This is a genomic window from Bacillus sp. S2(2024), from assembly GCF_050474045.1.
Lineage (GTDB): Bacteria > Bacillota > Bacilli > Bacillales > Bacillaceae_G > Bacillus_A > Bacillus_A yunxiaonensis.
Map to the genome: position 1 here is coordinate 256,958 of NZ_JBFLUS010000005.1, position 22,797 is coordinate 279,754.

The 22,797-nt window shown below is 35.3% G+C and carries 15 protein-coding genes, 1 pseudogene and 1 CRISPR repeat array; of the genes and pseudogenes, 1 reads left to right on the forward strand and 15 read right to left on the reverse strand.

The window, feature by feature from the left end:
• Positions 1-128 precede the first annotated feature (128 nt).
• From AB1284_RS26250 to AB1284_RS26310, 13 genes and pseudogenes are all read right to left on the reverse strand, one after another.
• Positions 129-1,565: an IS4 family transposase gene (locus tag AB1284_RS26250; RefSeq protein ID WP_429762080.1), complete on the reverse strand. Its 1,437-nt coding sequence runs from the start codon at positions 1,563-1,565 to the stop codon at positions 129-131.
• Between the two features lie 110 nt (positions 1,566-1,675).
• Entirely contained in the window at positions 1,676-2,314 is a 639-nt protein-coding gene (locus AB1284_RS26255) for an NAD(P)H-binding protein (RefSeq protein WP_429762081.1), read from the reverse strand.
• Between the two features lie 528 nt (positions 2,315-2,842).
• Complete coding sequence (locus tag AB1284_RS26260; RefSeq protein WP_429762082.1) at positions 2,843-3,364, reverse strand: hypothetical protein; 522 nt, start codon at positions 3,362-3,364, stop codon at positions 2,843-2,845.
• 229 nt (positions 3,365-3,593) lie between these two features.
• Positions 3,594-4,942, reverse strand: a protein-coding gene (locus AB1284_RS26265) for an IS3 family transposase (protein ID WP_429762083.1) whose coding sequence is annotated in 2 segments (ribosomal slippage) — positions 3,594-4,486 and positions 4,486-4,942 — 1,350 coding nt in all. Because the reading frame shifts where the segments join, the coding sequence is not laid out codon by codon here.
• A 237-nt stretch (positions 4,943-5,179) separates the two neighbouring features.
• Complete coding sequence (locus tag AB1284_RS26270; protein WP_429762084.1) at positions 5,180-8,374, reverse strand: bifunctional cytochrome P450/NADPH--P450 reductase; 3,195 nt, start codon at positions 8,372-8,374, stop codon at positions 5,180-5,182.
• A gap of 72 nt (positions 8,375-8,446) precedes the next feature.
• Positions 8,447-8,929: a TetR/AcrR family transcriptional regulator gene (locus tag AB1284_RS26275; RefSeq protein ID WP_429762085.1), complete on the reverse strand. Its 483-nt coding sequence runs from the start codon at positions 8,927-8,929 to the stop codon at positions 8,447-8,449.
• Between the two features lie 50 nt (positions 8,930-8,979).
• The gene (locus tag AB1284_RS26280) at positions 8,980-10,806 is read right to left on the reverse strand and encodes an alpha/beta fold hydrolase (RefSeq protein ID WP_429753082.1); all 1,827 of its coding nucleotides are present in this window, start codon (positions 10,804-10,806) and stop codon (positions 8,980-8,982) included.
• Between the two features lie 59 nt (positions 10,807-10,865).
• Positions 10,866-11,450 carry a TetR/AcrR family transcriptional regulator gene (locus AB1284_RS26285; protein ID WP_429762086.1) on the reverse strand — a complete coding sequence of 195 codons (585 nt, stop codon included), beginning with the start codon at positions 11,448-11,450 and terminating at the stop codon, positions 10,866-10,868.
• Between the two features lie 189 nt (positions 11,451-11,639).
• Positions 11,640-12,137 (reverse strand): annotated as a pseudogene (locus AB1284_RS26290) (IS6 family transposase); the annotation flags it as partial.
• A gap of 202 nt (positions 12,138-12,339) precedes the next feature.
• A complete protein-coding gene (locus tag AB1284_RS26295; protein ID WP_429762087.1) occupies positions 12,340-15,489 on the reverse strand; it encodes a phosphatidylinositol-specific phospholipase C domain-containing protein in 3,150 nt (1,049 codons plus the stop codon).
• 499 nt (positions 15,490-15,988) lie between these two features.
• Positions 15,989-16,780, reverse strand: a complete 792-nt coding sequence (locus AB1284_RS26300) for a DNA/RNA non-specific endonuclease (RefSeq protein WP_429762088.1) — start codon at positions 16,778-16,780, stop codon at positions 15,989-15,991.
• A gap of 44 nt (positions 16,781-16,824) precedes the next feature.
• Positions 16,825-17,073 (reverse strand): YueH family protein, encoded by a 249-nt coding sequence (locus tag AB1284_RS26305; RefSeq protein ID WP_429762089.1) that lies wholly within the window; start codon positions 17,071-17,073, stop codon positions 16,825-16,827.
• A 27-nt stretch (positions 17,074-17,100) separates the two neighbouring features.
• A complete protein-coding gene (locus tag AB1284_RS26310) occupies positions 17,101-17,676 on the reverse strand; it encodes a recombinase family protein (RefSeq protein WP_429762090.1) in 576 nt (191 codons plus the stop codon).
• 213 nt (positions 17,677-17,889) lie between these two features.
• On the opposite strand from AB1284_RS26310, the gene AB1284_RS26315 reads away from it, so the two are divergent.
• On the forward strand, positions 17,890-18,546 hold the full coding sequence (locus AB1284_RS26315; protein ID WP_429762091.1) for a DUF6037 family protein: 657 nt from the start codon (positions 17,890-17,892) through the stop codon (positions 18,544-18,546).
• A 377-nt stretch (positions 18,547-18,923) separates the two neighbouring features.
• Positions 18,924-19,346: direct repeats of the CRISPR family, unit length 30 nt; unit sequence ATTTAAATACATCTTATGTTTGTGTTAAAC.
• A 270-nt stretch (positions 19,347-19,616) separates the two neighbouring features.
• Here AB1284_RS26315 and AB1284_RS26320 read toward each other — a convergent pair.
• Entirely contained in the window at positions 19,617-20,972 is a 1,356-nt protein-coding gene (locus tag AB1284_RS26320) for an RNA-guided endonuclease TnpB family protein (RefSeq protein ID WP_429762092.1), read from the reverse strand.
• Between the two features lie 318 nt (positions 20,973-21,290).
• Entirely contained in the window at positions 21,291-22,724 is a 1,434-nt protein-coding gene (locus tag AB1284_RS26325) for an IS4 family transposase (RefSeq protein ID WP_429762093.1), read from the reverse strand.
• Positions 22,725-22,797 lie beyond the last annotated feature (73 nt).

Consider the following 22,797-nt stretch of genomic DNA (forward strand, 5'->3'; position numbering starts at 1 on the left):
ATGCCCATCAACTTAAGAACGGAAACAAAATGAACTTTCGTTCAAATAAACTAAAAAACCCTTAAAACACTTTTTATCCTTAAAAATGAGCATGCCAAATAAACCTAGGTAGGTATTATTTTTAAAGGTTATGCAACTTTCTTTTGTTTTCTAAATCCACTATACTCATAGATAACACCCATAATATCAAAGACTGTTTTCTTCTCATATCGATGAGATTTTCGCCCGTTTTTCTGTAGTAGGTGGAATAGGCGGATTAGAATCTTTGTTATTTCTTGGGTGTTTTTCTGTATAGCTTGATACAGAAGATATAAATAATCTTGGATCATCCCTATTGCCTTATATTCGCTTAATTCTCTTTTCTTCTTTTGCAAAAGAAGTTGACGCATTTTAAACATAGTAGAGGAGCACAGGAAAATAGAGATTAGCTTTCCATATAGTTGGCACTCTAATCGTTCTTGTTTTACATTACGATAATGATCTATTTTGAAGAGTGATTTCCACGTTTTAAAGACAATCTCTATTTGCCAACGCAAAGTATATAACTCATGTACCTGTTCCATCGGAACCCATTCCCAAGGTGTATTCGTCACGTACATGTTTAATCCCGCTACAACTTTACTTTTCTCTGAGTACGTTCTATTTTTGGATTTTTCTTTTTCCGCGATTTTTGCTTGTCGTTTTTGAAGTTGCTTTTCTGTTAGTCGGTTAAAAATAACACGTGCAAACAGCTGTTGTTTATCACCGATATAAGCATGTTTTAATTCAAATGTTTCTCCAGGCTGTAGTTGATTTAAAATTTGTTTCACATCTATTTGTATGTATTCTGATTGTTTCTTAATTGCACCGTTTTTAAAGCATTCTGGGTTTGGATTTTTCACATATACATTCGTATTCAATTTTAAACGAGAAATATAGTATGTACCTCGTTGATCCATTTGATCTAAGTCTTCCAATGAAAAATAACCCAAATCACGAATACATAAATCCCCTGGTCGTAAGGTATCTAAGCATTCTGTACCAAAAGTTTTGTCATTATTTTTTCCTGGTCCAACTTGAAAGTTAAGAAATTCCCCACTGTGCAGATCATATTCTAATTGAATTTTGATTCCAGCTGTTTGGGCACATCCTCCAGATCCTGGATATACATTTTCTAAAGCATTTGACACTTGAAATACGGTGGCATCTAGGATACGGATTCGCTCAAAATAAGAGAAGAGTTGGTTAGAAATCGGTGTTTGTTCACATATTTTTTGTTGTAACAGTAAAGAAAAAATATGTTGTAAAAACAAAACTGCTTTTGTATTTAAGCGTTTATTTAAGCCCTCAGGGCTGAGTAAAGTACCAGTAGCTGCATGAAGCCTACTACATAATCGGACTAAGGGATCGCTTGCCACCCGTTGACTGATCCAAATACAAATAGTAGCTAAGTCTGATCCAGAAAACTTACGTTTTCGCTTTACGAATCCGATTTCTCTTGCAAGTTCTTCTAAGAATACAGGTGTAACATATCGTTGTAATTCTTCAGCAAATGGTAGTAGTTCATCTTGAATCGAGAGATTCATAAGAAAACGTCATCCTTTCTAATTTAGCTTGTTTAGAAAGGATAACGTTTTTTGGTATTTGAGGGTATTAAAATTTCCTAAGTTGATAGCGATGTGACGCTACCCTTATATTAAATCGCAATAAAAGGTGTTTTATGAATATACTCTTTATTATCAATCTGGCTAATTATAAAATTTGCTATTTCTTTATTTGAAATCATTGTCCCAGGCATATCGGTAAGACTTTCTTTGACTGCTCTAACTTCAACACCCTCTTTTACAAAAGGTAGTCTTATTAGCGTCCAATCAAGGTCTTTATTTTTCAAAAGAATATTCAGCTCTTCTCTTTTATCTTTCATCATTTTGGAAAAGAGCACTTCAAACATTTTTGCTCCAATCTTATTTAAAAGACTTTTTTTATCTCCTATAATATTAAGAGAAGCTCCTGTAACTCCAATATATCTCTTAATATCCTTTTCTTTCATTACTTCAAGTATATCTCTGGTAACTTTGCTATATATAGGTGTATCTCTCATAGGTTGACCAAAGCAATTTATAACAATAAGACAACCTTCGAGTAGTTGTCTTATTGCATCTACATTCTCCGCAGTACCTGTTACAATCTCAACTTTATCATCGTTATATTTTAAATTTTTAGGATTCCGAACAAGCATACGAACTTGGTAGCCATTTTTTAACGATTCTGAAGCTATATAACGCCCTACCTTACCAGTGCCACCAATTACAGCTATTTTATAAGGATTATCCATTCCATCACTCCTAAGAATATATAAGTAAACTCAATCCTTCCGAATTAAATTCTTATTTTACAATCTTGTCCTTTTTACAATTAATAATATTTATCATTTTTCTTTATATTTTAACATAAATTACCTAGTTGTTCTGAAGTTTTCTTTTAACGCCTTAAATAACAAAATAAATCGCAACCGAAATGGAAGTCTGACAATAATCATTGTCACATTGTTAAAAGCGATGCTAATTATAATCTTATTTTAGGAGCCCCGCCACGTTGTCATCAATCTAGTACTTTGAAGTGTCCCCAAAACAAAAATTTTATTATTTTGCAGTTATTTATAAGAATTTAGCTCATTTTTTTCGTTTTGGGGAATAATGAATTTCTTAAGTTGATGGGCATGGGGTCACCATATCAAAAAAAGAAAATTGTACGTTTAGACACATTTTGGACACAAATTAACCGATTCCCTGTACGTTAAGGAACCGGTTATTTATTTTACTGCTTTTTTATGAAGTTTTTATCTCGTAATGATCTTAAATGATTAAAATTTATTATTTGTTGATTTATCATTATCTCTTTTTTTTACAATTTTGTAAGCAATCCAAATAAATAAATTACAAATTATCAGTCCGATAGAAGCTGGTAAAACGATTGATACTCCTGAACCATCACCTGCATATAAACTCCATAGAACTTTCAATATAGCAATTAAGTTAATGACAAGTATTCCATACGTCCAAGAGTGTTTCCAAAACGCATATGCTAAAGCAAACATTGTCACCGGAACCAGTGAAGACAACGCAATCTTAATAAAGTTCCACTTGCCAAACAAATAATCCATTTCTATTTCCAAAAAAGCTTCCACTTTGGGATTTACTGTTGTAGGTTTTGGAAACCAAAACATACTTGTAGCTAATGCAACTAAAGTGATTATTATCCCTTTGATACTTCTTTTATAAGAAAAATAGCAAAACGGCAATAAAAATAGCGGACGAATATACCAACTTAGGATATTTTGATGTCTTTCAAACGCCCAAGTAAAAAAATCATTAAGAAAATCCACAGATAATCACCTCCTAAGCGCAGCTACATTGGTATTTGATTTAAAATGAAGAATAGCCAGTTTAATGTTAGCATGTTTTTAAACATATATTTGTAGAAACGTGTAAATGTCTATTGATATAGGGGTACGGAAACGATTCGAAGAATAACCCACCACATTTGAAATTTTCCCCATTTATAGAAGGAACCTATCAGGAATGAAGTGAACCCCAAAAGTTAGACACATATTTTTAAGCAGCTTGCGAGGTATGAGTTCTGTATTGTACAGGACTCATACCTTTTAATTTTGTCTTAATTCGATCGTTATTGTAGTAATGAATATATTGTTCTAATTCCAACGTAAAATGCTCCATGCTTTCAAACTCTTGTAAATAAAGTAATTCAGACTTTAATAAGCCAAAGAAGTTTTCAATGACTGCGTTATCTAAACAATTTCCTTTCCGAGACATACTTTGCGTAATTCCTTGTTCTTTCAGTGTGTGCTGGTATTGTTTCATTTGATAATGCCATCCTTGGTCCGAGTGAAGGATAGGTGTATCTCCGTCTTTTAAGTGTTCAAAAGCTTTATCCAACATCTTTGATACAAGTGGATAGACAGGGCGTTTCTCCACGTTATAAGCAATAATTTCTCCGTTATACAAATCAAGTATTGGCGATAAATATAGTTTCTCCCCGTGTAAGTGAAATTCTGTCACATCGGTTACCCATTTTTCATTTGGCTTTGCAGCTTCGAAATCGCGCTTTAGAATGTTCGGTGCGATTTTACCAACCTCCCCACGATAAGAACGATATTTCTTCATACGGACAAGAGATTTCAAGTTCATCTCGCTCATTAGGCGAAGTACTGTTTTATGGTTTAGTACCATGCCACGATTACGTAATGCCCATGCGATACGGCGGTAGCCATATCGACCTTTATGTTCATGAAATATACGTTGAATAACTTCTTTCACTTCACTATATTTATCTGGGCGATTTAGTCGTTTTGTCCAGTAGTAATACGTACCGCGCGGAATGTCAGCGACTTTAACTAAGTCAATGACTTTAAATTCGTACCTTAATTCATAAATTATTTGCGCTTTGTCTTTCTCGGTGATTTTTCCTTTTCTTGAATTAAGGCATGTAACTTTTTTAAATACGCATTCTCCATACGTAATCGCTCAACTTCAGCTTGTAATGTTTCTTCTGATCCTTCGACTAAGTGATTGTTTTCTTTTTTATTGTTCATAGATGGACGCCCCTTTTTCTTTGATTGAAGAGCGTCGATGCCTTGTGTATCAAATAAACTCTTCCACTCCCAAACAGTGTTAGAGCCAGGAATATTAAAGATTGTAGTAGTTTCTGAAATGGACGCTCCCGTTTCGTTCATATAATTAAGTACGTCCATTTTAAACTCAATTGAATAATTTGTATACGCTTTTGGAAAACCTTCCAATCCGTGTTCTCTAAACCTAGCTACCCATTTCTTTAGCATTGATATATTTACACTATATTTTTCAGCCACTGTTTTAAAAGATTCCACACCACTCAGGTAAGCATGAACTGCTGCTAATTTTGTTTCTAAAGAATATTTGGCCATAAAAAAACTGCACCTCCAATTGTTAGACTGTGTCTAACAATTGGGGTGCAGTTCATAAGTCAGTTCCTTTTCCACTTTTCTTTATAATATGGGGTCCCGCCACATCGCCATCAAGGTAAGAATTTAGAATTACCCCAAAACAAAGATTTTGTGCAAATTGCTCAATTTTCTCGTTTTGGGGTAGTTTATGTCTGTTAGGTTGATGGGTATGCGTCTAGACCCCTTTAATAAGAAAAATTAGATTCCAGCCCAAACATCTTTTCCATATCGTCCTTCACATTGTAACTGATCCAACCATTTTTTTGCCTCTTGTTCACTGACACCATGATGTTCTTGGTAAGCCTGACAAAGAGTATCTTCTACATCCGGAGCCATTCGACTTCCATCACCGCATATATAGAGATGAGCTCCATTATCTAATAATGAAATTAATTTAGCTCCATCTTGTTTCATTAAGTTCTGTACATATGTTTTGGGATGTCCTTCCAAGCGAGAAAAAGCTGTGTGCAAGGATATTAAGCCATCCATTTCATCTTTTTCCAGTTCTGTACGATAAAGATAATCTTTTTCAGGATGACGACAACCGAAATATAGATGAACTTCTCCTAACTTTACCCCTTTTTGTTTTTGAACTCGGCGAGCTTGTAAAAACCCTCGAAATGGTGCAATCCCAGTTCCGGGTCCAACCATGATAATTGGCGTTTCTGGATCTTTTGGCAACTGAAAACCGGATTGTGGAGTACGAATAAAACAAGCAATATTGTCTTTGTTGTGACGTTGAGCTAAATAGTTAGAAGCGACCCCTTTATATTTGCCTCGTCCACTCCATGCAGGTCCGCTTACAACACCGACTGTAATACTAAGGAGATCCCGGGCAACGAGTGGTGAGCTTGAAATAGAATAGTAACGCGGTTTGAGTGCAGGGAGAAGTTCTAAAAACCGCACAAACGGCATTTCACATGCTTCGTACTTTTCGAGAAGATCTAACATGGAAATACGTTTCTTTAATATTTGCTCCTGGTAAATTCCCTCTTCCACTAAAGCTTCCAATTCGCGTTTGTGCGGAGGACAAACCGTAAACGATGCCAGTTCCCGTATTTGTGCTCTGGTTGCTGCTTCCTGCACTTCCACATTATAGCTGAGAAGATCATGTAAACTAATAGGCACATCAAGTGGCAGATGACCTGCGTTTCGTCCACTTAATGTTAGCACTACTTGATCATTTCCATTCAAATTATACCTACGGAGAATGCGGTTGACATTCTCCTCACTGTTGTGTGGGAGCACTCCGAGATGGTCTCCTTCCTGATAAGTAACTCCTTGCGATAAGGCCACCTCGATATGCCGAGTACTCCGATCACTGCCTGCTGATTGAAGTTCGCGATTTTCCACAATAGTTGCATTCACTGCTTCGTACGAACGAGCAAGAGGAGACCCTCCAAGGCCACTGACAAACTGAAGGCTTAGGGTACTGCGTTCTTTTTCTACATTTTCATTGAGCTCCAATCCAAAAGCTTTCATCGCGTCCGACCACATGCTGCATTTCCATTGGTCAAACTGCTCCTCAAAGTCTCCGCTTGCATCGCCCTCCCCGCGTGCCGAAAATCGGGTTGCCCCTTTTTGGGCAAGCTGTTCATCAATGAATCTCGGGACATACTGATAGGTACTGGCCCAGTTATGATCTCCACAGCCAAACACCACATAATGGACACCGGTAAGCTCACCCGGGTTTAGTTCCTCCAACCACTGAACAAACTGACCTGCATTGCTTGGCGGCTTTCCATTATAAGAGGAAGTCACAATAAGAACCGCCCCTTCTTTTGGCAGGCTTCCAATCCGATCATTAAGGGCTGCTACTTCCGTCTGAACACCGTGTAAACTAGCTGTGTCCGCCAGTTCTCGTGCAATTCCTTCTGCAGTCCCTGTATCAGAGCCGTAAAGAACAAGCAGCGGACGGTTATTGATTCCAATGAGAGAAGCTGCATTCTGAACTTGTTGTTCCATCTTGCGTTCCTCCGGCGTCTCCACTATAGGTGTAAGGACAGATGGATGGATGGCAGCTTGATTTCGGGATTGAACCCTAATCTTAAAATCGCCTGGCTTTAGTGTTAATGTTTGTTTGACATCCAGCTGATAGTTTTGATAATCGATAAATTCAAAATGCTGGAGAAGCATTCCCAGTACGAGAGTGGCCTCATGAAGGGCAAACTGCATACCGATACATGCCCGCTGGCCATTTCCAAATGGCTTATAAGCATGGTGTGGGACTTTATCCGGATCTTCAAACCGTTCAGGATGGAATTCTTCAGCATTGTCTCCCCATGCGTCTTTGTCTCGATGCAGCTGTGGAATAAGAACAGTAATTCGTTCTTCTTCTTTTTTAATTGGGTATTTCCCGCCAATCACCGTGTCTTCTTTTGCATATAGGCTGAATGCTGGTGCGGTAGGCCATAGACGCAGCGATTCATTTAAAATCATCCGTATATACTTAAGCTGCAGAACTTGTTGATATGTCGGAGTGGGACCTGTTAATACCCGATCTACTTCTTCATAGGCTTTTCTCAATTTATCCGGATTTTCCAATAAGAAATAGATCGCAAAGGATAACAATCCACTTGTTGTCTCATGCCCGGCTATTAAAAAGGTGATGATTTGAAAACGAATATTTTCATCATCCAGTTTTTCGCCGGTTTCCGGATCCTTCACATTTAACATACGGGAAAGTAAATCATTTTCTTCCTGGTTTCCATTGGCCTTACGTTCAGCAATAATATTATCCACTAAAGAAAACATGGTTTGGATATCATGCTGAAATTGACGTTTCGTTCTTACCATGAGTTTGTCCTGTATATCCAGTCGCTGTAATTGATGCATAGCTTCATCTAGAGCACGGACCATGCTGGTGATAAAAGGATGAGGAGTCTCACGATAATAACTGTTGAATCGGTAATTAAAACCGCATAAACCAATCGTGTCCAATGTAAGTCGGGTCATATCCTCCGGGACATCCACCTCTTCATTCGGATTAAGCCGTGCCCATTTTTGAACGAGCTGTACGGCAATATCTACCATCATGGCATGGTAATCCTTCATTGCCCTCTGGCTAAATGTAGGCATTAAAATATTATGGGCTTTTCTCCAGTTAGGCTCGTGAGTCCCGCTTGTAAATAACCCGTCTCCTCCAAACGGACGAACCTTTGCTAAAGCCCCTTCTACACTTTTATCGAACCGTGACTGGTCACAGACTTCCGCTACCAGTTCATGTCCAGAAACGATAATGGCGGTATCTCCTGGAGTTTGAAGCCGAAAAATGGGACCGTACTCTTCGGCTAGTTTGATAAACGATAAAACAGGTTTATCTCTATCGATTAATGGGATATTACCAAGCGGTCCATAGGTTTTCGGTTGAGGAATAGCAGTCAATTTTTCCATTAAAAACACCCTTTCAAAAAAGTATGTTATTTTTATTGATTATCTTTATTTGAAAATCTCTGACTATCCGTATTACTTGATAAAGTTTACTTTTAAGCTGTGCTTGATCACTTGTTTCCATTTCTCTTCATCTTTTGTTATATCCGTGAAATTTCTCATAACATGAGGGGTGGCCTGCTGGTATGCAACAGATGACAACAACATGACACTGAGTTCCTCTGGATGCTGGTCTGCGACAACACCCAATTCTATCCCTTTTACAATAAAAGGATAAGTTTGTTCGTGAAAAGGCTTGATTAATTTAGCAAGTAAATGGTCAAATCTTTCACCTTGTTGAACGGTTTCGTTAATGATAAACAAACTGAATTCTCGATGTTGAAAACTCATGTCAACCAGTTTGTCGAATAATTCGACTAATAAGACTCTCATATCCGAAGCATTATTTACATCTTTTAGACTAAAGTCATTGGTTTGCATCACCCTATGGGAAAGTTTTGATATCACTTCTTTCCATAAATCTAATTTTGAACCAAAATGGTACTTTACAAGAGCCATATTGACATTAGCATCCATTGCAATTTCGCGGAGACTCGTTTCCGTACCCCTTATACTGTTACAGCTTGAGAAATCCATTGAGCAGTTAGTTCAGGAGATTCAACAGGAAACTGATGACCGTACTGAATACGTGTAATATCCAAGTGTTCAAACTGCTTTGGGACATGATGATCTTTGTCCAAAGCTCCCCATAGTATCTTAATTTTCCTCTTATCCCATGTCTCGGGATTTAACTGAATGGATTTTGATATAGTTAAGCAAGACATGACCGTAGCGTTAGTTTTGCGTATACGGGGGGATTTTAAATCCCGAACCACAGAATGAGCGTAATTACTCAATAACTGACTGGATGTTCTAAAGCTATTGGCTTGAAGTAGCTCTTTTTCCAAACGGGCGGGCTCCATATATTTTAGAACGAAACTTGTAATACGTCGAAATCTATATTTAGGTTGGATAGGATGCAGTACTGGCTGCAATAAAATGAGTTGTTTGATCAGTGAGGGCAGCCGTTCCATCACTTGAGCCGCAATCAATCCGCCAAATGAATGCCCCACTAATATAACGGGTCTGTTCAACTCAGTGATCATAGTGGAAATGCTCTCTACATAGCCTTCTAGCACAGAAGGATTATGGTGATAAGGGGTACGCCCAAATCCAGGTAAATCTACGAACCAAGTATTTAAACTGCTTAAAAATTGTGAGAGGGGCAAAAGGGCATCGGCATTGCTGAACGTCCCATGAAGAAAAATAATAGGCGTTTCATTCCTATCTTTCTCTAGCGAAACTAAGTTAGCCCTTCTTCGTTGACTAAAATCTTTCTGCTCATTTTGATTCAGACCTAAATGATTTAACCGATAATCCAAATCACTAATGATAAAAGGGAGCGTGGACGGAACTACGAATGAATTTCTGCCGCTCCTTTGTTCTATTTCTAATTTACTGTAAACAGGGAATTCCGACTTAACAAGAAAACTCATGGATTCTTTAGGAATACCAAGCATCTTACCAGCACCCATTCTAAGTACAGTTTTCAATAACGGAAGCGGTATAGTTCCTAACGGCTTTGTTGTCTGCAATTCGTGTGCCATGAGTTTGATGAAAGTTCGGATCGACGGACTCTCTTGCTTAGAATCTAAAAGATAGTAGGTATTGCTTGATAACCCTTCTGTATTAGCAAGTTTTGAAATAAACGAAGCCACATGATCAATATGAACCATTGGTAACCAATAATCGTCGCCGCCTGGAACAAGCGGCATAAGATTTCGCCTTACGGCATCGACTAAGATACTAAGGCCTCCAATCTGTTCTGTTTTCCCTGAGAAGGAGTCTCCGACGATTACACTAGGATTAACAGTAGATAAGGGAATGCTCATGTTATGAAGAGATTTTCGTATATAAGAATCGGCTAAAAACTTCATTTTTTCATAAGGCGGTTGATTGTCCAGCAAATGATCTAGATCCAACAATGCATTTTGTTCATGATAGGGACTCATAAAGCCTGCGACATGGATAAAATGCTTTAATTCTTTTGCAGCGTGGATATCCTGTGCTAGCCGAACAAGGGATTTTGCAGGGGTGAGGAAAGACTGCTCAGCTTCACTGAGGTTCAACTCAATATTCATTGGACCTCCTGCATGAATAATTAGATCAGTTGCAAGTAATTGCTTGTAGCTGTCATCACTTAAACCTAATCGAGGCTGCGTTAGATCACCGATAACAGGAACAATGTTGTTCTGTTGATCGGGTGCCAGTTGATTGATGATGGTAAGAAGACGATTTTTTTGACGTACAAGTGCATAAATCTGATGCTGAGAAGCTAACTCAGCGATTAAATGACGTCCAATATAACCAGTTCCGCCGGTCATGAAGATATTCATAATAAAAACACTCCTTTATTATTTTATAGTACTAACTAGTACTAATGCATCTAAAAATATTACTTTAGCATGGAAGCTAAAGCAGGAAATAAATTTTTGATCATATCTTGATTGTTAGAAGCTTGAGCCAAGAAGAGAGCACCCTCAATAGAGGAGACAATCAACATAGCTGTTTGTTTAACGGGCAGCTCTTCCTTTAGTTCCTGTCGTGCAATCCCTTGGGCTAAAATCAATTCAACACCATGCAGCTGTTTTTCAAAAAAACTCTTGATTCTATCTCTAATTTCAACCGCGTCAATAGGCGTCTGTGTATACAGAGTCAGGAAAGGACAACCGCCAAGGTAGTTATTTTGTTCAATAGTATCGCTTAAAATGTGGAGTACCGCTTCTAATTTCTCCTGAACGGTGAGCTCAGTTTGAGACACAATATAATTAATTCGCTGCTCGTAATGTGCTATCAACTGATTAACAATAGCGAGCAGCAACTCCTCCTTGCTCTTAAAATAATAATAAATGTTCGTTTTTGAAACTTTGCTATGTGTGACTATGTCGTCCATGCTTGTTGCCAGAAAACCTTTAGTAAGAAACAATGTAAAAGCGGATTGCAGAGCAATATCTTTATTACTAAGTGTATTTTTTTTCATATTAGTACTATACAGTACTACAAATGGAGAGTCAAGGGAATGATTGATGAAATGCATACAAATATAAAAATCACTATGGAGGTATCAATACTCCTAAAGAATTCCCCATAAACGTACGAGCCTGGATAAATACCCAATCCGAATATATTGTGACCGAACTAAAAATTAGGGGCTTCCAGTCAAGTGTCACTTTTGTTGTCTAAGTCGCATACCACCAGGTATGCTTTTTTCTTTTTTTAACTGTTCAATTGCTATAGGATAAGCTGGATTTTTATCGACTGTTATAACACGAGGTTTTGAAACATGAAAAGACTGCAAGGCCTTCTTGAAAAAGCGCTTTGCAGCTTTCTGGTCTCTTGTTTTGCTTAGGTAAAAATCGATTGTATTTCCTCTCGAATCAACAGCACGATACAGGTATATCCATTGACCTTTTACTTTGATATATGTTTCATCCACTCTCCATGAATCATTTGTACGTTTTAGATGACGACGAAGTCACTTGTCTAATTCAGGACTATACTGATGAACCCAACGCATAATGGTCGTATGAGCCATCGATAATCCTCGTTCCTCCATCATTTCCACAAGATTACGAAAGCTCAAGTTGTACCGTAGGTACCATCTGACAGTAAGAAGAATAATATCGGGTTGATAATGTTTCCACTTGAATAAATTTTGCTTTTCCATACTGATCACGCCCCTTTTTAGAGTACTAGTATCAGTATGTCCAAGTTTACTAGATTTCTTGCACCAGAACCTTTTTGCATTGTACTTTTTGATATGATGTATAAATTTTTTGTGAATTGAGCTAATTCCCCCGTTTCGGGATTTGGGCAAAAACACCCTTATTCACGATAAAAAACTGGACAGAGTATGTCCAGTTTTTTGATTAATTTTCTAAGGTATAAAATTCCACAGTAAAGTTGCTAGTCGCACCGCTTGGATTTGCAATGTATAAATTACTACTATTTGCATCTGTAGGTACAGTTAATAACGAACCATTTCTTACCCCTGACCAAATAACCGGATCAGTATCGGCCGACTTATCACGCATTACTCGGAAGCTAATACTCGCTTCTTGCCCTTCAGCATTTTTTATCAGAACTCGAACTTGCTTACCTTTTGCGCTGCCAAGAGAAAAATTGTTGCTAGATCTATTTTTTTGTCCAGATTGTGGACCTTTTTCAGACACTATGGAAGCTTTCTTTGTTTCATTTCGTTGAACTAACTTGAATTTTTGATTATTTTTTTGGTTTAATGGCCAAACACCTATATTGGTATCATTAGTGCTACTCCCGCCAGTTACATCTAATACCTCACCATTTTTTAAGTTTTCTAGATATACATAACTATTTCCAGCACGCTTAAATTTCCAATAATGTTCATCTTTGTTCGGATCAAATGGTGTTCCAAACACATTAAGCGAATTAGGAATATCATTCCATGCCATCACTTTAGTTGGATCCCAACGGTTCCAAATAGTGTATGCTTTTTTAGATTCATCGTATTGAAGGGTAAATTCAAGATGTAATTCATTATTATACTGGTAAAGAGTAATATTTCGACTGTCATTACGGTGCATATGAACAGCTTTAGCTGTATTTAATGCAGATCTAATACTAAAATGTCCATCTAGTACTCGAATTTCTTCCCCTTCTTGTTCGTCTACATTTAAAATTTGACTTTTAATTAGTGTTTGTTGGTCACTATTTTTTATAAAAACTTCTACTTTATCACCTGTAAATAAGGGAGCGTCCCCTGTTTTAAACTCATGTCCAAAATCTGTCTGATGCCAAGTGCCATAATATGGGTGTCCTTTATTAATTTCTCCATAATACCTACCATTAACATAAATCTTATAGTGATTTTGCAAATAATTATTCCCACCAAACCCGATTCTTATAGTTTTAGATCCTTGTGGTTCTATATAGCGAATAGTTTCACCCATGAATCTCTCATTCAATCGAATAACACGATCAATTAATCCTTTTCCTGGGAAGTCTGCGGCAATAATACCAGCATGGTGGATAGGCCACTGTTGGATATATTGGGTAGCCATTATGTTCATTCCACCATAGAAAATTTGACCATAATATCCACGTGGAAATTGTGGCCACTTGTTTGGATCACGATGCTCTGTGATCATTTGCTTGCCATCATTTGTACCTCGACCTCTATACCCACTCGAAACAAACCAAGGTTTTGCCCCTGAAAAACCACCATTTCCACTTAGATGGTTTAGATAAATGGATTGACGATTACTCGCATCAGCAGCTTTCAAGTGGTTGCCTACAGCAGTCCATTTTGAATACATACTATCTGGTGTATCATCTACATTATCCTGATCCTGAATATTAAGCGTATTATAGGAAATACCAAATTTTTTTGAGGCATTAAAGTTTTGTATGAGTACGATCTTTCCTCTCACTTCATTTAATGTTGGATTATTATTGGATGAAGGTGGTTTCCAAAAATATTGTTTATATGCAGGATTATCCCAATATCTGTTCAAAATTTCTTCAAATGATAATGATCCTGCTTCAGGTGTATGTTCTTCTTTTAAGCGCATCAAGACTGTTTCTTGAGGGTTTTGATGTAAAAAAGTAGTGACTTCGTTTAAAATATCACCAAACATTTTTTTTTGATATACTGAACCATGGTGCATAGCGAATGAGTTACCGGTTCGCCTTGCACGTATATCTAAATAACGAATACCTGAAGTTAATTGTGTTGTGATAGACATTCTTTGATTACGTACCCAATCCTCATCCGCAAATGTAACCCCATGTAATGCAATAGATCCATGAGTCCCAGGAATGGATAATTCACTAATTTTTTTACTACTGGAAATTTTACTCATCCAATTCGGATTAGAATATCCAATATTTGAATCATACGCATAACCGTTATCATTATTCGTAATTACGGAATCCTCAAAAGATTCTACATCACCATTAAAAGTTGATTTAGGGAAAACCCTTGTAACGGTTCTAGTGTCATCTCTTACAGTCCAATTAGCTGTAATTCGTGTACCATCCATATGTGTTACATAAAATTCATTTACCAATACATATTGAGCACGTGCCAACTCATAATTAAACGGGTTTGTATAGTTCTCTTTATAAGTCTCTTCTGTCATTTCTGTAGTTGAAGTACTTTTGGTAACAGATAATTCTTTGGTAATTTGTGTTGAAAGGTTTGCTGAAAATCCTTTGAACATAAACCCAAAATCTGCACCAATTGACATAGAAACCGTTTCTGTCATACTTGTTTGATCTGTTCGAGATATCCCTTTTCTCTTTTGATATTCATACTCGTCTCTTGGTCCTAATATTCGTTGGGTAACCTTTTCCCAATATTGAATTTTTACTAATTTATAATAAGGAGAAATTTGAATTTGTTGTTGGGCATTCAAAGTATTATCAGCAACCATAAAATAAGGAATATTGGTATAGTGTGTGATAACAGGATCTGTTTTATCTGGTAATTGTTCATTTATATCATTTTTAAAATCAGGCGCAGGTGGTAGAGTTTCTTTTGATGGATTTGGTACTTGAAAATTTTTAACTTGATCAAAAGTAAATTTCTGATTAACCGCATTATTAAAATTGTATTCTACAATTAATGCATCATTAGAGGTTGATGCGCCAGCTACATCAAACACTTTTCCACTACGTTTTACTGCAATAGTTCCATTATTACTTATAAGAAATTTTTGATTATCTGCATTTTCAAAACCGTATTGTATTAGAATTCCTTTGAAAATTAATGATTGTGATATATCAAGTACTTTACCGCTATTTTCTGATGCAATAACTGAATAGCCATCATCAAGAGTGAAAATGAGAAAGTTTTGGTTTTTTTTATTGTTAACAGAGTATTGTACAACCATTGCATTATCAGCAGTTGATTGCCCCACTACATCTAGCATTTTTCCACAAAAAGTACGAATACGGTAAAAAGTATATGGATCAAGAGCTTGTATACCATTATCGATTTCATTGAAACACTGCGTATTGCTATCTAATTCATTAGTCATTAATAAATCACTCCTTTGAATAAATTTAAAACAACCGTCTTCTTTTTTGATATGGTAACCCCTACTTAATTATTTGTGGCTACATTTCTATGTTATAAAGACAGGAAATAAATGTAAATATTTAATTGGTTTTTATTTCAAAATTATACAAAATTATTAAATTTTTATTTTCGTTCCATTTTTACTTATATTTATAAATTTATCTACATTTCAAATTTAATGGGCTCTATTTTTTGAGCTGTTTATGTTGCATATTGTATACATTCTCGGTTAACATAACGTAACATTATCGGTAGCAAAGAAAAAGGCGAATCCCAATTCTCACAAGGGATTCGCCTTTTTCTTTTTCTATGATTCTATGCATCTTTTTATACATTCCTATTCTGGTGCGCCTTTTGGCTTCCCGATGGTTCCCTATGTCTCCCTATTTTTTGTATAAAATTTTGCATGCTCTTAGCGTGGATTTTTTCCGAAATACTGGTGGTACTCCAATGAATACTTATTGTTTACCCACTAGTTTAGAAGTACCATCCTTATAGTCAATCTCTACACCGTCTTGCACATTATAACAAAATACGTTGAAGTCTAAGTGGTCGTTATTAACCGTTTTCGCTTTCATTTGTACACCTCTCGCGACTAGCTCGTCACCGATAAATACTGGTTTTACTTCGTAAAGTACATAACTTCCTTTTTCAACCTCTTTATCTACCATGTTTTCATACTTTAACATACTATGTCGGTTGAAATCTTTTGTACCAGTCATTAAATTCTTTGGATTGTCGTTTTGACCAGTTAGTTGATATCCAATTAAATGACTTCTATCAAATAATGTACTACCATCACTTAATTTCTTTTGATGCCAACCAGTAGGCTTTGTATTCAATCTCTCGTCTCGTTTTTCTTTAGGTTGAATTTCTTTACCAATTAGTGCTGTTGCTACTCCAACTCTGTTCTTACTATCTAAGTTAGAGAACTCTTGCCATGTAGGATTTGTATTCTTCAACTGTACTTTATCTAATTGCTCTTGTGTAAAATCAGCTTTATTTCCGTTTACTTCTACTACTTTTTGCCCTTTGTAGTTCTTTGCAATGTCCTCTATGTTATAAGACTGTTGTTGATGGCCGTTAGAAGTCTTATTTTGAGCCTGATTAGATTCTTGTTTCTTTTGACCCTGTTCTGCTACTTTTATCGTATTGGTTTCTTTACTAGCTTGTTGATTTGCACAACCAGTACCTAAACCTAGTAATGCTGTTGTTAACGCTAATGTAGATAATAATCTTTTACTTAACACGCTATATTACACCTTCCTTTTCTACAAAATTCAAATCTGATTGATTAAAATTCACTAAGAGCAAAGTCATAAAACGCATCGGCCACATTTTCTACATGATGATACGAAACATGATTTTCCAAAGCTTCCATCAACATAGGTTTTTCATCCTTAAAGTCAATTGCATAATCAATTAAGAAACTCCAATTCCACGATGGAATAGCAACCAAACAACTATGCTTCATATCATGTTCACAAAAATACACCGTTGGTGATTCATAATTTTTCAACACTTCAAACTCAACACATTTCACGTAAAATTCCTCCCTTCAAAGAATGTTTCAAACATTTTTTTTCAGATTTCTTTTGTTAATTTCACGATATAGAGCTGAACGACTAACTTGTGTAATATTACAAATTTGGTTTATCGTATGTTTTTCATTTTTATATAACTCAATGGCATGTTCCATACCCTCATGCTTTTTTCCATACTTACGAGGTCGACCCAGCTGCACCCCTTTTTTCTTAGCGATATCTAAACCAGCTTTTTGCTTTTCCTTTAAAAGTTCGCGCTCCCACTCTGCAACAGCACCAATAATGTGAAATAACATCTTTCCTGTTGCTGTTCGTGTATCAAAATTATAGTCTAAGCTAACTAAATGGACATTTCTTCTTTCCAGATCTTCAACTAACTCTAACATGTGCTTTAAACTTCTGGCTAAACGGTCCATACGAGCTACAACAACTGTGTCCCCTTCCTGTAAATCAGAAAGTAATTCCTCTAATTTGGGACGCTTTTGGGATATGCCACTAACTTTTTCTTGATAAATGATATCTACCCCGTGTTGTTGCAACGCTTCAATTTGTGTATCTAAGTTTTGATCACTACTACTTACCCTTGCGTATCCGCGAATCACATTATCACCGTCTTATTTTTGGAATAAGTTTTTGGAACTATCTAAGTACAGAATACCACGTTCCTTACAATTGGTAAATAATCCAATTCCAAAAACTTTACTTTTTGGGACACTAAATTATATGACATGATTGGATTTGTAAAAATTTAACTTTATATTTAAAATAAATATGTAAGAATATTCAAAACGTTTAGAGGGGTGGAGGATTACTTAATGTGTTCACAAAAAGCTCGTTTATACAATTTAAAACTTATCCGAGATGAATTAAAGAAAAGAGATTGGGCTGTAGACGCTTTTCTATTTCAGTATAAAAAGAGAGAATATATTGTTTTAGTAAAAGTTTATTCAAAAGGGGAAACTAAGGATAGTCCATATGCGATTGTAAAGCTGGAATTTATAAAAAAGGGACGCGGTTCCGAAAGCTTATGTGCGTATGCAGATTTATATAAATTACATTTTCCAACTTATAAGTCGTTTAGAGAGTTTTTCGAAATCGATTTTGATCAAGAAAATCTAGGAGATATCATTCAACAATTCACACAATATTTTTCTACTTTTATTCCAAATCAATTAATTATAAATAAAGAGTCGGCATTAGAAAAATCTATAACAAGGTATTTGAATAAAACTGATTCCGATGGTATCTACTGTTTTGGTGTCAAAAGAAATGGACTTAAAAATGATGGTACACCAGGGCAAAGAAGGCCTGAAAATAATCAAAAAGCAGAACTATTGAGACCAGAATTATTTAAAAAATTAAAGGATGATCTAACAATCAGTTTTTGTTTTTCTGAAGACCCTGCTAGAGAGACTTCAGATGAGATTATTCTTCTACGATGGGCGGAAAGAAACCGCTCCTTAGTTTTATAGGACTGAAAGCGGTTTTATCTTGAGACCTTTACTAAGGATATAGTGAAGATTCGTTATATTTATGCATCCTTTTAAGGACGTATTATTTATAAAAAGTAAAACTAAGTTGATAATTTTTTATTGTTTGTAAAACTGTTCGTTAAATATCTATATAAAAAGCCATTGATTTCAGCATTTCTTCTTGAAATCAATGGCTTTTATAAATTTAACATTTTGTATCTTTTGTAAAACTCATTTATTGAATAAAAAAATCCCTTCACGATTTGTGAAGGGGTCAGTATACATTGAAAGGGTGCTTTCATTTTAATATGTAAAAGAAAAAACCCGTATTGATAAAATTCACTTTCTTAGCTTAGTTTAATGCTTTTTATAAACTTATTTAAATACATTTAATCTTAGTGTTCAATGGAAGACAACAAAACTTTATGTAAGTCTTGTCGTGAATTTAAATACATCTTATGTTTGTGTTAAACACAATCATTGCTTCCTTGCTCATGTGTCCTCCTAGCATTTAAATACATCTTATGTTTGTGTTAAACATAAGTTTTGTACAAAAGCGTTATTGTATTACAATTATTTAAATACATCTTATGTTTGTGTTAAACTCACGTGGGTACGTAGGAAAAATGATGATGCCCACATTTAAATACATCTTATGTTTGTGTTAAACAGAATATGCTGTTAGACAAGATACTTCAATTAACTATTTAAATACATCTTATGTTTGTGTTAAACAGAATATGCTGTTAGACAAGATACTTCAATTAACTATTTAAATACATCTTATGTTTGTGTTAAACACCGATGAAATAAAGATATATACTTTAACAGATACGGAAAAAACCTGATAAGATGAACATTAAACATTATTTTACCAACAACTAGATGTATCGTGTAACGGTTTTTGTGTTACACCCTTCAGAGCATGAAAAATGCCCATGCATCAATGTTTATTTACATTTGATACTACCTTATGGAGTGTTGGCACTTGGTAAATTTCTTACGTGCTACTTCTCCATTTATGGCGTGTAAATCCACCAAATTATTTAATATAGACTCACTCACCTGTATTAATCAAGGTATCCTAATTTTTCTATATACTCTTCCATGCATTTTTTTGAATGCAATTTGCTTTGTCCCGCTAATTGTTTATTTATAATATTTTCGATATCATAAGTAGCAATGTTTTTTGCCGCATTATAATCAGCATGTGTTTTATATCCACACTGCTTACATTCAAAAACCGCTTGTGTACAACGATTTTCTTTACAAATATATCCGCATTGACTACATCGTTGACTAGTATATGCGGGGGCAACTTTAATGACTTCAATTCCATGAATCTCAGCTTGATTCTTGATTTTCTCCTGCAAATCAAAATAAGTCCAATCTTTAAGAACCTTATCATTTTTTGATATGCCTTTTAAAAGTTCCATTTGAATACGCCCACAGTTATGTTTTAGGCACTGTTTTATTATATAGTTTGCATATTTATGGTTAGTGCTATTTCGAAACTTAGCTATTTTATTACTTAACAGGTCTATTGGCTGTAACCGTTTTGTCCTACCTTTTCCAGTTCTACTATTACTACAATATTTACTTTGTTTCAATAAATTGATACGTCTCTGTCGAATTCTTTCATTAAACGCTTTAATTTCATCACTTTTAATATTGCTACGAATAAACCCTTCATTAAATGCAAAGTAAACTGTATTTATTCCACCCATATCAATACCCATGATTAATTTTTTATCAAATTTATTTTCTTTTATAGCATTGAATTTATAAGTAATTGATAAATACCACTTATTTTTGTATTTATGGATCATACATGCGCCTTTACTGTATGTTTGATTCATTAATCGGTCTAAAATAACTTTCATACTTTTTTGTTTTTGGGTAGCTAACTTTACAAAAATCTTCCCTTTTGGAACATCGTTATTTTCCTTATGAAAGTCTCGTGAAAAAAGAGATATACCAGCAATATAATCTCCATTCTTCTCTTTTGTTATGTCTACAGAATTATTATGGAGATCAATTGGTATACGATTTCGAAAAGAAGGAATTGACATTTCACCTTTTCTAATTTCATTTCTTCTACTCTTCCACGTTTTTATAATTTTTTGAAGAGTGGTAGACATGTTTCCTTTATGTATATTTGGATATTTACTTTGTAATGTATGGTATATATAACCGTCAATTTTCTTCTGTGTACACCCATACAAATCTTGGACAGTAGGGTATGTCCCTCTTGCTTTAAAGTAGTCAAAGGATAAAGCATCAAACTCCCATAATTGTTGAATGGTTCGATTACTTATCGTTCTGACCTGATATGTTAAGTTTCGTAAATGTTTTTCAAATATTGTCCAATCGACATTCATTGGACATAAAATTTGATATTTCATTATCTTAATTGTTACTCCCAAAATGTCACCTCTTCATGTACCTGATGTCACCATCCTAACCAAATCAATAAAAATTATACTATCAATTATTTTTATAACTATATATTTTTAATCAGTTGTGAATTTATCATGTATAGAGGTCTGTGTATTAAAATTTGCGTAAAAAAAGACCCTTTTGATATATAAGGGGTACCGCCACATGCCCATCAACCTAAGGTTGGGTATTCCATGAACTTCCGTTCTTATTGCCTACATGGGGTCTACATGATTGATATTTTGTTTATTTATTTTTAAAAATACGCATTCCAAATAAACCTTGATAAGGTGTATTTTTAAAGGTTATGCAGTTTTCTGCTTTAGATTGGATACAGTGCATTGGTAAACAACGCCTAAAATATCAAAGACTGTCTTTTTCTCATATCGATGGGATTTCCGTCCATTTTTCTGTAAGAGATCAAACAAACGAAGGAAAATTTTTGATACTTCTTTGGTGTCTTGTTGTATAGCTTCATATACTAAGTACAGATGATCTTGAATCATATAAATCGCTTTATATTCACTTAATTCTTTTTGTTTTTTCTGTAGTAACAGCTGTCGCATTTTGAACATAGTGGAAGAACAAAGAAAAATAGCGATTAACTGTCCATAAAGATGACATTCTAGACGCTCTCTCTTAATATTGTGACAATGATTGATACCAAAAAGAGACTTCCATGTTTTAAATACAATCTCTATTTGCCAACGTAAAGAGTAAATCTCGTGAACATGTTCCATCGGAACAATTTCCCACGGTATGTTGGTAATATAAACATTGATTTCTGTTAAACGTTTACTTTTTTCAGAGTATGTAACTCCTTTTTTCTTTTCAATATAAGATTGCTGTTTCCTACGTTTATGAATTTGAGTTGATGTAAGTCTGTATATTACAACTCGTGAGGGTAATTTTTGTTGTCCAACATAGGCATTCCGAATTTCATAAGTATCCCCTGGTTTTATCTGATGCATGATATCTTCAAGATTAAGTAAAACATATAACGATTGCTTTTTTACCGTCCCATCCCGAAAGAATTCTGGAGATTCATTTTTTATATATACTCTATTATTTAATTTTAACCGTGAAACATAGAATACCCCTCGTTGATCCATTGGGTCTAAATCTTTTAGAGAAAAGTATCCTAAATCTCGAATACATAAATCTCCTGGACGTAAGGTATCTAAGCACTCTGTACCAAAGGTTTTATCATTATTTTTACCTGGTTCCATTTGAAAATTGAGGAATTTCCCACTATGTAAATCATACTCTAGTTGAATCTTAATACCGGCTGTTTGTGCACATCCTCCTGAACCAGGATAAATAGGAGCCAAATGATTGGGTACTTGAAAAATAGTAGCATCTAAAATTCGTATACGTTGAAAATAAGAGGTGTATTGGTTTGAGATTTGAGACGAGTCGTTTAGTTTACTTTTGATTAAAAGGGAAAATACACGCTGCAAAAATAAAACAGCGCATCGGTTAAAGCGTCGATTAAGTCCTTCTGGACTCATAAGTGTAGCTGTATTTGCATAAAGCTGACTACATAATCGAGTAAGAGAATCACTTGCTACCTGTTGACTAATCCAGATACATAAAGCAGCTAAGTCTTGTGCGCCATACTTACTTTTACGTTTTACAAAACCTGTCTCTTGTGCAAGTTGTTGAAGAATATGTGGAGATAGATATCGCTGTAGTTCTTCAGCGAACAAATGAAACTCATCTTGAGTCGATAGATTCATACAAAAACGCCATCCTTTCTTTATATTTCTACAAAAAGAATAACGTTTTCTGTGAATTATGGGTATAAATTCA